The sequence below is a fragment of the Agrobacterium sp. ST15.16.024 genome, from assembly GCF_027956545.1.
GTDB classification, from domain to species: Bacteria; Pseudomonadota; Alphaproteobacteria; order Rhizobiales; family Rhizobiaceae; genus Agrobacterium; species Agrobacterium cucumeris.
This window is the reverse complement of the sequence record NZ_JAQKGO010000003.1, coordinates 316,404-329,372: the sequence shown is the minus strand read 5'-3', so window position 1 is coordinate 329,372 and position 12,969 is coordinate 316,404. Positions and strand designations below refer to the sequence as shown.

The window sequence follows — 12,969 nt, the reverse complement described above, 5'->3', positions numbered from 1 at the left end:
CGAAGGGGCGGATGAAGGGGCAACCTCTCCGCATATCTCGACCCTCGCCCCCTCATCCCGCTGCCGCGGACTTCTCCTCCTCGGGGAGAAGAAACAGGCGGCTGACGCTCATCCAACGCCTTGTTTTGAAGAGTAAAAACCATGCTGATCAAGCAGACCGACTATCACCGGATTTACCGGGTCATCAACAGCCTGCTCATCAGCCAGAATGCCGATCCCGCTTCGGCCTCGATGTATTTCAGTACCTTCGGCGCTTTCATCCTCAAACAGCATTACAAGGTCAAGGCTGTGCCGAAGGGCGGGCTTGCCGCCTATAATCTCGGTGGAAAGGTCCTGCTGTTTGCGGATCATCGCGATGATGGTTACGTGACGGGTGCTGGCGAGAATTTCCATTGCTGGGTCGAGGCTGATGGCTGGGCGATTGATTTCATGGCGCCGGCTTTTTCAGATGGCGCGCGGGAACTGTCCGTGCCGCCGAAGATGTTTCAGCGGCCGCTTGCTGCAATGGCGGCATCGATCAACGATCTCGGACAATCCGGTGATTTCTTCTACCGTTCAGAAGCAGAAGCGACGGCAAGACGTTTCGCCGACTGGCACAGCCACGCCATGCTTGGCGATATGGCAAGCGTCGCCGCCAGCTGGTTCCGCAAATCGCCAAAGCAGATGTCTGCATCGCTCTCGGTGACGGACAAGGACGGTAAGGCGCGGACTGTACCACTTTCCGGGCAAATGCTTACCGGAGCATGGTGAAGGCAGGTTTCGCCGCACGGCGTTGATCCCCAGAGGTTTCGGCGGCGAAAGGTCTTTTGATTTATAAGGGCAACCCTGTTACGCAGATTAAACTGCACAGGGACGGGATGACGTGCTCCTATGGCCGATGAAACGATTTCAATAAGCTTCACGCCCGACCCGAAACATGTCTCCGACTATGTCCACGGTTATCAACATCAGGCCTATGAAAATTACGGCATGATTCTCGACAGGTCCTGGACGCGCCATCTTGCCTCGGCGAGAGTGAAGCTGTCGATATTTGCGGGACTGGCGGCCGGTTTTATCTATTCCCTAAGCCTGCCATGGTTCCCGGGTGTCTGGCCGGTGGTCGGTTATTGGGTGTTTGCCCCTGCACCATTTGTGGCCCTCGTCGTCTGGTACATTATCTGGCAGGGCGCGAGACGGGAGGCGAAATCCTATTACGAGGTTTTGGCACACTGGAATATCGCGCACGAGCGTATGTATTCGCCGCACTCGCAGATCGAAATCGGGCCCGATGGCTTTAAGCAGATCACGCGACTGGACACCGTGCAATTGAGCTGGGCGCGTTATCATCTCGCACTCACGCCGCCGGACAGTCTGGTGCTGGTTTTCCATGGAACAGTGGTTGTCATCCCCAACAGCGCGCTGCCGATGGCGCCGATGCAGATTGTCGAGAAGATCAATGATTGGTGCGCAGCCCAGCAAAAAGAGCTTCTTCCTTTACCCGGAAGCGCATCTCAAGGGGGCGGCTGAGTATTATCGGGAAAGAGGACGGCCAGCGTAATCTCGCGGCAACCGCCTGACGTCAATCAGCAGCCCGACCCCGTTCTAAAGATAACGGCAGTCGCGTCCTGATCGCCTTGTGACATTACCGTCATGTTTCGTCCACTGGCCCTGTGCAAAAAAAACGGGGATGCGTTTGCCTTCAGGCAAGCTGTGAACGCGACAGGAGCGGCAGGGATTTTCCCGCCGCATGGATGACATTGTCGAGGAACTGTCGTGAGGCCTTTTCCCAGCTGTAGCTTTTTGAAAGCGCCAAGGCCTCCTGCGGCGAACAATCCAGCGCCGCCAGACAGGCATTGCGAAGATTATCATCCAGCGCGCCGGCGGCCGGGTTGCCACCGAGAATATCGATCGGCCCGGTGACGGGGAAGGCGGCGACGGGCACGCCGCTTGCCAGCGCTTCCAGAATGGTGTTGCCGAAGGTATCGGTCTTTGAGGGGAAAACGAAGACATCGGCCTGCGCATAGGCATCGGCCAGCTCTTCGCCGGTCTTGACGCCGGTAAACAGCACGCCGGGATATTTTTCCTGCAATTCGTGACGGGCCGGGCCGTCGCCGATGACGACCTTGGATCCGGGCAGGTCGAGTTCCAGAAATTCCGGCAGGTTCTTCTCCACCGCCACACGGCCGACGGTCATGAAGATCGGCCTTGGCAGATCAAAGGGCAGCGTGGTTTTCGGGCGCGGATGGAACAGTTCGGCGTCGATGCCCCGGCTCCAGCGCTTCAGGTTCTTGACGCCGCGCGCTTCCAGCTCGGTCTCGAGGCTTGGGGTCGCCACCATGCAGGTGTTGCCGCCATTGTGGAACCAGCGCACGAAGGCGTAAAGCCAGCTTTCAGGGATCGGGAAACGCGCCGCGACATATTCCGGGAAGCGGGTGTGATAGCTGGTGGAAAACCGCATGTGGTTCTTCACACACCAGCGCCGCGCCATGAACCCCAGCGGCCCTTCGGTGGCGATATGCACGAAGGAGGGCTGGCTTTTTTCGATCTCTGCCGCGACACGGCGATAGCCGGCGACGGAGAGGCGGATTTCCGGATAGGTGGGGCAGGGAATGCTGTAGAAACTCTGGGGCGTGACCATGTTCACATCCACACCCAGCCGCGCCAGCTCGGTATTGGTGTTCTCGATCGAGCGAACCACGCCGTTGACCTGCGGGTGCCAGGCATCTGTGACAATCGTGATTCTCGTCATGAAACACTGATCCTGCTCATCTGCGCGCAGGCGAATCCCCATTGCCCGGCTTCCGCCCGTATATGCGGCGCGCGTGTTACAGGATCATGTCAGGCCATATGACTGTCAATATCGTCCCTTTTCAGGGTAGCCTGCCGGCCTATCCGACCAGCGGCAGCAGTTCGGGGCTGATCAGCGCGCCGTGGTGGCCGATGACGGTTGCCGCTGCTCTTGCGGCAAAGGCGGCGGCTTCCTGTGGCGAGCTGCCGGTTACATAACGGGCAAGGAAGGCGCCGTTGAAGCTGTCGCCGGCGCTCGTCGTATCCACCACCTCCACGGCCTTTTCCGCCGGGGCATGGGTGCGGTTGCCGCCGAAATCGAGTGTCGCACCCTTTGCGCCGTCTTTCACCACGATGTTTTCGACGCCGAGGGAGCGGTAACGGTCGATGGTCGCTTCCACGGAGGCGTCGCCGAAATGGCTGGCCTCGTCATCAAAGCTCGGCATGACAAGTGTTGCGGCGCGCGCACCGTTGGAAATCGTCTCGAGCATCACGTCCTTGTCTGCCCAGAGGCGCGGGCGGATGTTCGGATCGAAAACCACGGGCTTGCCCGACGCCCTGGCGCGGCGAAGCTCGGCCAGAAACGTATCGACATCATGGGCGGAGGCGAGGATGGCTAGGGTGATGCCGGAGAAATAGATGACGTCAGCGCTTTCCACCGTTCGGCGCAGGTGATCCGCGTCAGCGGCCAGCTGTCTTGCGGCGGCGGCATTGCGCCAATAGCTGAAGGTGCGTTCACCGTCCTTCAGGTTGATGAGGTAGAGACCGGGCGTGCCGCCCTTAATGCGGCGGATCTTTTCGGTGCCAATGCCGGCTTCCGCAATGAAGGCGAGCATGTCTTCTGAAAGCGGATCATCGCCGAGCGCCGTGAAATAATCGACGGACCAGTCTTCCGGCAGGCAGGCACGGGCATACCAGGCGGTATTGAACGTATCTCCGGCGAAACCCTTGCGCAGCAGACCGTTGCCGGCCTGCGACAGTTCCACCATGCATTCGCCAATCGATAAAAACCGTCCGCCCACGCCGTCATCCTCCCGTTTTATCCAGCCATGCGGCTTACGACGCGCGCGCGCCGCTGACAAGGGCGGTTCTGGCCGATTGTGCGTGTGCGAAGTTCCGGTTTACGCGGCCGCACAGGCTTTATATTCTCCCGCCAGACACATCAGGAGATTGCCGATGACGCTACCCCATGCCCCGGTCCACAAACCTCAAGCGCAATCGGACTGGTGGAAGGGAGCGGTGATCTATCAGGTCTATCCGCGCTCGTTTCAGGATACGACCGGCGACGGTTATGGCGATCTTGCCGGGGTGACGAAACGGCTGCCCTATATCGCGTCGCTCGGCGTTGATGCCATCTGGCTCTCGCCGTTCTTCACCTCGCCCATGGCCGATATGGGTTACGATGTTTCCGATTATTGCAATGTCGATCCGTTGTTCGGCACGCTTGCCGATTTCGATGCGCTGATGGCCGAAGCGCATCGGCTGGGGTTGAAGGTCATCATTGACCAGGTCATTTCACACACGTCAGACCAGCATCCGTGGTTTGTGGACAGCCGGGCGAGCCGGACGAACAGCAAGGCCGACTGGTATGTCTGGGCCAATCCGAAGCCTGATGGTACGGCGCCCACCAACTGGCTTTCCGTGTTTGGCGGGCCGGCATGGGAATGGGACGGCGTGCGCAAGCAATATTACATGCACAGCTTCCTTGCTTCGCAGCCGGATCTCAATTTCCATAATCCCGAGGTTCAGGACGCGCTCTTGGAAACCGTGCGGTTCTGGCTGGATCGCGGCGTTGACGGTTTCCGGCTCGATACCGTCAACCACTATTTCCATGACAAGCTGCTGCGCGACAACCCGCCGCTTTTCGACGAGGAGAGCTTTGGTCTCGATGCCTCAGACGTCAATCCTTACGGCATGCAGGACCATCTCTATGACAAGACGCGGCCGGAAAATGTTGCCTTTCTCAAACGCTTCCGGGCGTTGCTCGATGAATATGAGGGCCGCGCCACGGTGGGAGAGGTGGGCGATGGGGCGCGCTCGCTGAAGACGGTTGCCTCCTATACGTCCGGCAATGACAAGCTCAACATGTGCTACACTTTTGACCTGCTGGGGCCGGATTTCAGCGCAAAACACCTGCGCGGTTCGGTCGAGACCTTCGGCAAGGTGGTGACGGATGGCTGGGTGTGCTGGGCCTTTTCCAACCATGATGTGGTGCGCCATCTCAGCCGCTTTTCCGAAAGCGTGGAAGAACAGGCACGGGTGGCGAAGCTCGCCATCTGCGTTCTTGCCAGCCTGCGCGGTTCCATATGTCTCTATCAGGGTGAGGAGCTGGGGCTGACGGAGGCCGAGCTTGCCTTTGAGGATCTGCGCGACCCCTATGGCATTCGTTTCTGGCCGGCCTTCAAGGGGCGCGATGGATGCCGCACACCGATGGTGTGGGAGACCGGCAAGCCGAATTCCGGGTTTTCAAGCGCTGAAAAGCCGTGGCTGCCAGTGCCCTATGTTCATGCCATGCAGGCTGTGGATGCGCAGGAGCGCAAGCCGGATTCGGTGCTGAACCATTACCGTGCGGTTTTGTCCTTCCGTAAAAGCCACGGCGCATTGCGTGACGGGGACATACACTTCATCAAGACCAATCTCGATGTGCTGGCCTTCACGCGCAGCAAGGGTGACGAAAAACTGCTATTTGTTTTCAACCTCACCCGCGAGCCGGCTGAATTTCCCATGCCCAAGACGATGCGTGTTACGGATATCCTGCCGATGCCGGGTTTTGCGCCGCTATTCGATGCTGATATCGTGAAGCTCGAGGGGCTGGATGTGTTTTGTGGGGTTGTCACATGAGTGGTCCATTCATCATCGGAAACGCCGCCGACCATCGAGATGACTGGTCGCTTTTGCGACATCGCCTGTGGCCGGATACCTCGCCCGCCGAACATATGGCGGAATTGCAGGACGTCTCCGAAACCGGGGCTGGATTGATTGTCCATGATCCGGCCGGAGTGGCCATCGGTTTTGCCGAGGTCAGCCTGCGGCGGGACTACGTCAATGGCTGCGATACCTCGCCCGTGGCATTTCTTGAGGGGATTTATGTCGAGGAGGTGTTTCGCGGCCAAGGCATTGCTGCCTCACTGGTGGCCGAAGTGACCCGCTGGGCGGTTGGTCAGGGCGTGAGCGAACTTGCTTCCGATGCCGATATTGCAAACGTCGATTCACATCGCATGCATGCGGCGCTGGGGTTTGAGGAAACGGAACGGGTGGTTTATTTCCGCAAGCTGCTGCCCTCGGATTGAAGGGGAGACACAATGATTTTTGCCGATCCTCCACTCTTGTGACAAGCACAGGAATAGGGATCGGCATTTCATCCGCCCAGCCGGGATGTTTTCCGGTCAATCAAATCAGCGCAAACCGGTCCACGTCCACCATGCCCATATCCGAAATCTTCAGATGCGGGATAACGGGCAGGGGCAGGAAGGCGACCTGCAGGAAGGGCTCTTCCAGCGTGGTGCCGAGCGCATAGGCTGCCTTTCGGAGTGTATGCAGCGTGTCGCGCACCGTCTCATAGGGGTCGAGGCTCATCAGGCCGGCGACGGGGAGCGGGATTTCGCCGGTCACCTTGCCGTCTTCGACCACCACGAAACCACCCTTGATTTCGCCGAGCCGGTTGGCGGCCAGCGCCATGTCGTCCTCACCGACGCCGACGACGCAGATATTGTGGCTGTCATGGCCGACGGTGGAGGCGATGGCGCCTTTCTTCAGGCCGAAGCCCTGCACGAAACCATTGGCATGGTTGCCGTTCTTGCCGTGGCGTTCGATGACGGCGACCTTGATGATGTCGTTCTCGAGATCGACTGTCGTCTGGTTGCCATCCGTCGGCAGTTTATAGCGGCGATGTTCGGTGATGATCTTGCCGGGAAGCACGCCCATGACGGGTGTTTCGCCTTCGGTGACAGGCACGCCGAAATGGGAAGCGAGCACCGGTCTTGCCTTGACGCTATCAAGACCAACGGGGGCAACCGGCTTGCGGGTGGCAAACAGGGCGTCATCGACGACCCGGCCGCCGGAAAGCACCATGCTGGCCTTGCAGTTCTGCAGGCTGTCGATGACCACGAGATCGGCGCGCCAGCCGGGCGCGATGAGGCCGCGATCACGCAGGCCGAAGGCCTTTGCGGCGGAAATCGAGGCGGCGCGGTAGATGGCGAGCGGTTCGACGCCGCTGGCGATGGCGGTGCGGATCATATAATCGAGATGGCCCTGTTCGGCGATATCGAGCGGATTGCGATCATCCGTGCATAGCGCCAGATAGGGCGACAGGCGCTCGGTGATGATTGGCATCAGGGCGTGCAGGTCTTTCGAGACCGAGCCTTCGCGCACCAGAATATGCATGCCCTTGCGGATTTTCTCGAGCGCTTCCGGTGCATTCGTGCATTCATGTTCGGTGCGGATGCCGGCGGCGAGATAGCCATTCAGCGCAGTGCCTGACAGAAGCGGCGCGTGGCCGTCGATATGCTGGCCCTGAAAGGCCTCCAGTTTCGCCATGCACACCGGGTCCTTATGGATGACGCCGGGAAAATTCATGAATTCGGCAAGCCCGATGACCTTCGGGTGATTGCGGAATGGCAAGAGTTTCTCGATCGGCAGATCGGCGCCCGAGGTTTCCAGATGGGTCGCGGGCACGCAGGAGGATAGCTGCACGCGGATATCCATGATGGTTTCCATGGCGCTGTCGAGGAAGAATTGCAGCCCTTCCACCCCCAGAACATTGGCGATCTCATGCGGGTCGCAAATGGCCGTCGTGACGCCATAAGGCAGAACGCAGCGGTCGAACTCGTGCGGAGTGACGAGCGATGATTCGATATGAAGATGCGTATCGATGAAACCTGGAACAACGATCTTGCCGGTAATATCGATTTCCCGACGGCCTTCATAGTTCTCGCAGGTACCGACGATGGTATCGCCGCAGATGGCGATATCCGAAGCAACAAGTTCGCCGGTCACCAGGTCGAAGAAGCGTCCGCCTTTGAGAATCATATCTACCGGTTCACGGCCAGTACCCTGATCGATGCGCGTTTCAAGTTTCGAATTCATGCGGCTCTTCTTCAGCTCCTGGTTTACGTCGTAAGCGAGAATTTTTAATATTTACATTCTCAGGTTGTTTCTTGCTATATTCAGATTGATTCTTCGGTTTTTAAATATATCCTGAGTAAATAATTTTCATATTCGTGCTATCTTATGTTCTGTGTTGCAGAGTTAAATAGTTCGGTGGACTTATCTTTATCCGTCTGAAGGCTGGTTTTATGTTGGTCTTTACCAATAGCGGGTCACGTTATCATTCCCGGGAAGGAAAATAAAAGCGTCTGATGCTCAAGCGAATTTCCACCCGGCAATTGACTGTTGGCATGTTTATCGAAGCGGTTGAGGGAACGCTGTCAAACCGGCATGTCATGCAGCGACATCGGTTTCTCCTGCGGCATGAGGATGTGGTGCGCCAGCTGAAATCGAGCGGCGCGGAAAGCATCGTCATCAATACGGCCAGGGGAAATGATGTCGAGGGAAGGTCAGGCGTTGACGGACCTGCATCAGTAAAACCGGGCAATTCCTCCGAAACCACGGTGGCCGTCAGCCATGCCGTTCGTTCGGCAGCCGATGCAGTTGCGCAGACCTTTGCGGTCGCAGAAGCCGGCGGTGGTGTCTCGCTGAAAGGCATGGCGGCAGAAACGAGCAAGATTTCCGAAGCGGTGCAGTCGAACCCGGCGATCTTCATCGGCGTCACCCGCCTGAAATCGAAAGACGAAACAACTTTCGTGCATTCGGTTTCCGTCAGCGGTTTGATGATGCATTTCGGCTGCTATCTCGGGCTGGACAAGGCAACGGTGGATCTGCTGGGGATCAGCGGCTTGCTGCATGATATCGGCAAGGTGGAGATTCCCTCGTCGATCCTCAACAAGGCGGATGGTCTGAGCTCCAGTGAGCGGGAGATCATCAATCTCCATCCCGCCTTCGGCCGGGAAATCCTGTCGCGTAACGATCAGATGCCGGAGATGGTTCTGGATGTCTGCTTCAATCACCACGAGCGGATGGATGGCGGTGGTTATCCAAGCGGCCGGTCTGGTGCCGAGATCAGCCTTTACGCCCGCATTGCGGCGATCTGCGATGTCTATGATGCCGTCACTTCGGTCCGGCCCTACAAGAAGCCGTGGACGGCGAATGATGCGCTGACCTGGATGTTGCGCCGTGAAGGTCATTTCGATGTGCAGCTTCTGAAGAAGTTCGCGCTCTGCATCTCCGCCTCGCTGCCGAGGGCTTAATCGCCGAAGATGACCGCCATCTGCAGGCTGTCGGTGTAATGCCCGTCGATCAGAACGGCGTCGCGTGCCCGGCCTTCATGCACGAAGCCGATCTTTTCATAAAGCGCAATGGCTCTGGCATTGTCCCCATGCACGCTTAATTCAATACGGTGCAGCCCACATTGACGGGCGGCATCAAGCGTCCGCCGCATCAGCCGCGCACCCAGTCCCTTGTCACGATAGGCTGGCAGGATGCCCATGCCGAGCGTGCCGCAATGGGCGCGGGTTTCTCTGCTCACGCGGCGAATATCGCACCAGCCAATAACTTCATCGTCCACAATCGCCACGAATTGCGGATGGCCGTTTTCGATCATGTCATGCACGAAGGCGCGCACCGCTTCGAGCGGCGGCGCCTCCAGAAAGCTCAGATATTTCCGCTCGCGCGACACCGCATCGAGAGCACGATGAAAGCTTTCAACGTGCTCCGCCCGGATGGGTTCGATGCTGATGGCGTCGGCAGCAGCCATCATGCCGCCTTCGTCTTCGCCTTGCGGGTCAGATGCACCACGACGTTTTCGATCATCCGCATGCCGGCGTCCTGGCCGAGCGTCATGATCGATTCCGGGTGGAACTGAACGGCGGCCACCGGCTCCTTGGCGTGTTCGATACCCATGATCGTGCCGTCCTCGCTTTCCGCGGTGATGATGAAATCACGCGGCAGGGTGGTGGGATCGGCGAAGATCGAATGGTAACGGCCAACGGTGACTTCCTTGCCGAGACCGGAGAAGACCAGACCGGGTTCCAGTACGCGAATGCGCGAGGGCTTGCCGTGCATCGGCACTGCAAGCTGGCGCAACTCGCCGCCATAGGCTTCCGCCAGGGCCTGAAGGCCGAGGCAGACACCGAAGATCGGCAGGTCACGGGCGCGGGCGGCCTTGATCGTCGCCTTGCAGTCGAAATCCGTCGGGCTGCCGGGGCCGGGAGACAGAACGACGAGATCGGGCTGGAAGCGATCGAACACGTCCGCAGCGACCGGCGATCTGACGGTGGAGACCGTGGCGCCCGTCTGGCGGAAATAATTCGCCAGCGTGTGCACGAAGCTGTCCTCGTGGTCGACGAGCAGGATCTTGACGCCGGTGCCAACCTTGGCGGCATCGCGTTTTGTGGCGGCAGAGTTGGTGCCCTTGGCATCACGAATGGCTGATATCATGGCGGAAGCCTTCAGTTCGGTTTCTGCTTCTTCTTCCTGCGGATTGGAATCGTTAAGCAGCGTCGCACCGGCGCGCACTTCGGCGATGCCATCCTTGATGCGGATGGTGCGTAGCGTCAGCCCGGTGTTCATGTCGCCATTAAAGCCGACCATGCCGATCGCGCCGCCATACCAGGCGCGCGGGCTCTTTTCATGGCCTTCGATGAAACGCATCGCCCAGAGTTTCGGTGCGCCGGTGACGGTGACGGCCCAGGCGTGGCTGAGGAAGCCGTCAAAGGCATCCATGTCGTCGCGCAGGCGGCCTTCGATATGGTCAACGGTGTGGATGAGGCGCGAATACATCTCGATCTGGCGGCGACCGATGACCTTCACCGAGCCCGGCTCGCAGACGCGGCTCTTGTCGTTGCGGTCCACATCCGAACACATGGTCAGTTCGGATTCGTCCTTTTTCGAATTGAGCAGCTTCAGGATCTGTTCGCTATCGGCAATCGGATCGTCGCCGCGCTTGATGGTGCCTGAGATCGGGCAGGTCTCGATGCGGCGGCCGGAGACGCGCACGAACATTTCCGGCGAGGCGCCGACCAGATATTCCTGATGGCCGAGATTGATGAAGAAGGAATAGGGCGACGGGTTGATCGCCTTCAGGCGGCGTGAAATCGCCGACGGATTGCTTTCGCAACGCTCCATGAATTTCTGGCCGGGAACGACCTCGAACAGGTCGCCGCGGCGGAAGCTTTCCTTGGCCTTGACCACCAGTTCGGAATATTCGCCTGGACGGTGATCGCCCTTGGGCGGGATCGTATCGGTGGTCTTGAAGGGCTCGGGCGTAATGTCGGAGGACTTGCCGTCCGTCGTCACGCCGGCCTTTTCGAAATCGTAGCGGTCGATCCAGGCCTTGGCGGAATAGTGGTCAACGACGAGGATTTCATCCGGCAGGTAGAGCACCATGTCGCGCTGGTCTTCCGGGCGTGCCAGCGACAGCTTGATCGCATCGAACTGGAAAGCGAGATCGTAACCGAAGGCGCCGAACAGGCCGATGGCCGAATCCGCATTCGAATAGAAGAGATCGACGATGGCTCTGAGCGCCGTGAAGACGGTCGGGATTTTCGAGCGTTCCTCTTCGGTGAAGACGCGGTCCGGCTCATTGACGGTAAGATCGAGACGGCGCGTGGTGGAAGCGCCGAGGGTAAGATCGGGTGTCGTCTTCAGCTTTTCGGTGATGAAGCCGAGCAGCACTTCGCCACGGCCATTATAGGCCTCGATCCACATCTTGCGGCCAAAACAGGAAATGCCGAGCGGTGGGTCAATGATGGCCGTGTCCCAGCGCGTGTAACGGCCGGGATATTCATAGTTGGACGAAAAAACCGCGCCGCGATGGGAATCGAGCTTTTCGATGTAATTATCGATGGCGCTGGCGTAATCGGCGGGCCGACGCTTCCGGCTGACTTTTATGTCGCCTTTCGTCTCGTAGGTTTCCGCTCCGTCATCCTGAATGATCGTTACCATTTCTTTCGTACTTCCTGTTGTTCAGGCCCGATGACAGGCGGCAAAATAACAAAAAAGCCGCCTGAAAATTCGGGCGGCTTGGACTTTGTCTGAAGACATGACTGGTCAAGGCCGCGTAAAGCTGCTCCACCACCAGTTAGCAATGTTCATAGACACGATATTCATGGGAAAATTGTTAGCGTGCACGATCCGCCTTGGCAAGCGGATTTCGGTGAGGGAATGAACCTTACCTGCCGCTGCTGCGTTGCTCTCCTGCCGAAACGGTCAGGAGTACCCCGTATAATGCTTCATCGCCTGTGTCTTCTGGTAGCCAGCCTCGCATTGATTTCCGCCTCGGAACCGCCGCCCCAGGTGCCCGTGCCACAGCCCAAACCGGGTGAGGCGCAATCCTCCACCCCCCCGGAACAACCCGCTGAGGAAAAGGTGCAAGATCCGGTGGAAGCGCCGAAACCGGTCCCGAAGCCACAGGCTCCGGAAAAGCAGAGGCCCGATGGTGAAAAGACACCCGCTGATAAGGGTTCGGATGATGCGAAGGGGAAAAGCGAGGGCAAGAACGGCGGGGAACAACAAAAACCGGCTGACGAAGCGGCAAAACCGGAGGAAAAACCGCCGGAGCCGGTAAAGCCGGAAGACCCGGCGCCACTTGAGGCCTGCCTCGGTGCGCTGAAGGAAATCGGCGCGGAATTCAAAAAGCTTGAACCGATCCGGGACGAGGAACAGGGCTGCGGCATTGAAGCGCCGATTGAGCTTTCCACGGTTCTGCCCGGCATCAAGCTCGAACCTTCAGGCACCATGCGCTGTGAAACCGCGCTTGCCCTTTCCCGCTGGACCAAGGAGATGATGCTGCCGGCAGCAGCCCTTGCCCTGCCGGAGAAGAAGGTGACGGCGATCGCCAATGCCTCGACCTATATCTGCCGCAACCGTAACAGTGCCGAAACGGGCAAGATTTCCGAACATGCCAAGGGCAATGCGGTGGATATTTCCACCATCGCCTTCGATAAGGGCGAGCCGCTGGTGATGAAACCGCGCGGCGAGGACGGGACGCCGGAAGGCGCCTTCCAGCGGACGATTACGGCCGCCGCCTGCCTGTTCTTCCGCACCGTTCTTTCCCCCGGCAGCGATGCCACCCATCAGGATCACCTGCATCTCGACGTCCTCGAACGCAAGGGCGGCTACCTCTATTGCCGCTGACAAAAAAGGGGC

Annotated in this window: 11 protein-coding genes; 6 read left to right on the top strand and 5 right to left on the bottom strand. The window is 58.9% G+C overall.

Annotated elements, in window-relative coordinates:
* Positions 1–141 precede the first annotated feature (141 nt).
* Together PL640_RS13490 and PL640_RS13485 are read left to right on the top strand one after the other, a co-directional pair.
* Positions 142–750 carry a DUF2026 family protein gene (locus PL640_RS13490; RefSeq protein WP_142840429.1) on the top strand — a complete coding sequence of 203 codons (609 nt, stop codon included), beginning with the start codon at positions 142–144 and terminating at the stop codon, positions 748–750.
* 120 nt (positions 751–870) lie between these two features.
* Complete coding sequence (locus tag PL640_RS13485; protein WP_271362266.1) at positions 871–1,506, top strand: hypothetical protein; 636 nt, start codon at positions 871–873, stop codon at positions 1,504–1,506.
* Between the two features lie 172 nt (positions 1,507–1,678).
* Here PL640_RS13485 and PL640_RS13480 read toward each other — a convergent pair whose 3' ends face one another.
* The gene (locus tag PL640_RS13480) at positions 1,679–2,728 is read right to left on the bottom strand and encodes a bifunctional monoglucosyl/glucuronosyl diacylglycerol synthase (RefSeq protein WP_142840428.1); all 1,050 of its coding nucleotides are present in this window, start codon (positions 2,726–2,728) and stop codon (positions 1,679–1,681) included.
* A 139-nt stretch (positions 2,729–2,867) separates the two neighbouring features.
* Entirely contained in the window at positions 2,868–3,788 is a 921-nt protein-coding gene (locus tag PL640_RS13475; protein ID WP_271362424.1) for a sugar kinase, read from the bottom strand.
* 154 nt (positions 3,789–3,942) lie between these two features.
* Here PL640_RS13475 and bglA point away from each other — a divergent pair, with 154 nt between their 5' ends.
* Both bglA and aac(6') read left to right on the top strand, forming a co-directional pair.
* Positions 3,943–5,607: a beta-galactosidase BglA gene (bglA, locus tag PL640_RS13470; RefSeq protein ID WP_271362265.1), complete on the top strand. Its 1,665-nt coding sequence runs from the start codon at positions 3,943–3,945 to the stop codon at positions 5,605–5,607.
* The gene (gene aac(6') / locus PL640_RS13465; RefSeq protein WP_271362264.1) at positions 5,604–6,056 is read left to right on the top strand and encodes an aminoglycoside 6'-N-acetyltransferase; all 453 of its coding nucleotides are present in this window, start codon (positions 5,604–5,606) and stop codon (positions 6,054–6,056) included. Before bglA ends, aac(6') begins: the two co-directional genes overlap by 4 nt.
* A gap of 100 nt (positions 6,057–6,156) precedes the next feature.
* On the opposite strand, the gene ade is transcribed toward aac(6'), so the two are convergent.
* Positions 6,157–7,851, bottom strand: coding sequence for an adenine deaminase (gene ade, locus PL640_RS13460; protein ID WP_271362263.1), 1,695 nt, complete (start codon positions 7,849–7,851; stop codon positions 6,157–6,159).
* Between the two features lie 272 nt (positions 7,852–8,123).
* Here ade and PL640_RS13455 point away from each other — a divergent pair, with 272 nt between their 5' ends.
* Positions 8,124–9,071 (top strand): HD-GYP domain-containing protein, encoded by a 948-nt coding sequence (locus tag PL640_RS13455; protein WP_271362262.1) that lies wholly within the window; start codon positions 8,124–8,126, stop codon positions 9,069–9,071.
* Here PL640_RS13455 and PL640_RS13450 read toward each other — a convergent pair.
* On the bottom strand, positions 9,068–9,580 hold the full coding sequence (locus PL640_RS13450; RefSeq protein WP_271362261.1) for a GNAT family N-acetyltransferase: 513 nt from the start codon (positions 9,578–9,580) through the stop codon (positions 9,068–9,070). The genes PL640_RS13455 and PL640_RS13450 overlap by 4 nt on opposite strands.
* Positions 9,577–11,766, bottom strand: coding sequence for an anthranilate synthase (locus tag PL640_RS13445; protein ID WP_142840423.1), 2,190 nt, complete (start codon positions 11,764–11,766; stop codon positions 9,577–9,579). Before PL640_RS13445 ends, PL640_RS13450 begins: the two co-directional genes overlap by 4 nt.
* Positions 11,767–12,048: 282 nt before the next feature.
* Between PL640_RS13445 and PL640_RS13440 the strand changes: the two genes are divergently transcribed.
* Positions 12,049–12,957, top strand: coding sequence for an extensin-like domain-containing protein (locus PL640_RS13440; protein WP_271362260.1), 909 nt, complete (start codon positions 12,049–12,051; stop codon positions 12,955–12,957).
* The last annotated feature ends 12 nt before the right edge of the window (positions 12,958–12,969 follow it).

Excerpts from the sequence above, each read along its gene's own strand:
- bglA (WP_271362265.1), top strand. The coding sequence starts at position 3,943 with ATGACGCTACCCCATGCCCCGGTCCACAAACCTCAAGCGCAATCGGAC.
- PL640_RS13485 (WP_271362266.1), top strand. The coding sequence starts at position 871 with ATGGCCGATGAAACGATTTCAATAAGCTTCACGCCCGACCCGAAACAT.
- PL640_RS13455 (WP_271362262.1), top strand. The coding sequence starts at position 8,124 with ATGCTCAAGCGAATTTCCACCCGGCAATTGACTGTTGGCATGTTTATC.
- PL640_RS13445 (WP_142840423.1), bottom strand. The coding sequence starts at position 11,766 with ATGGTAACGATCATTCAGGATGACGGAGCGGAAACCTACGAGACGAAA.
- ade (WP_271362263.1), bottom strand. The coding sequence starts at position 7,851 with ATGAATTCGAAACTTGAAACGCGCATCGATCAGGGTACTGGCCGTGAA.
- PL640_RS13440 (WP_271362260.1), top strand. The coding sequence starts at position 12,049 with ATGCTTCATCGCCTGTGTCTTCTGGTAGCCAGCCTCGCATTGATTTCC.
- PL640_RS13450 (WP_271362261.1), bottom strand. The coding sequence starts at position 9,580 with ATGATGGCTGCTGCCGACGCCATCAGCATCGAACCCATCCGGGCGGAG.
- PL640_RS13490 (WP_142840429.1), top strand. The coding sequence starts at position 142 with ATGCTGATCAAGCAGACCGACTATCACCGGATTTACCGGGTCATCAAC.
- PL640_RS13480 (WP_142840428.1), bottom strand. The coding sequence starts at position 2,728 with ATGACGAGAATCACGATTGTCACAGATGCCTGGCACCCGCAGGTCAAC.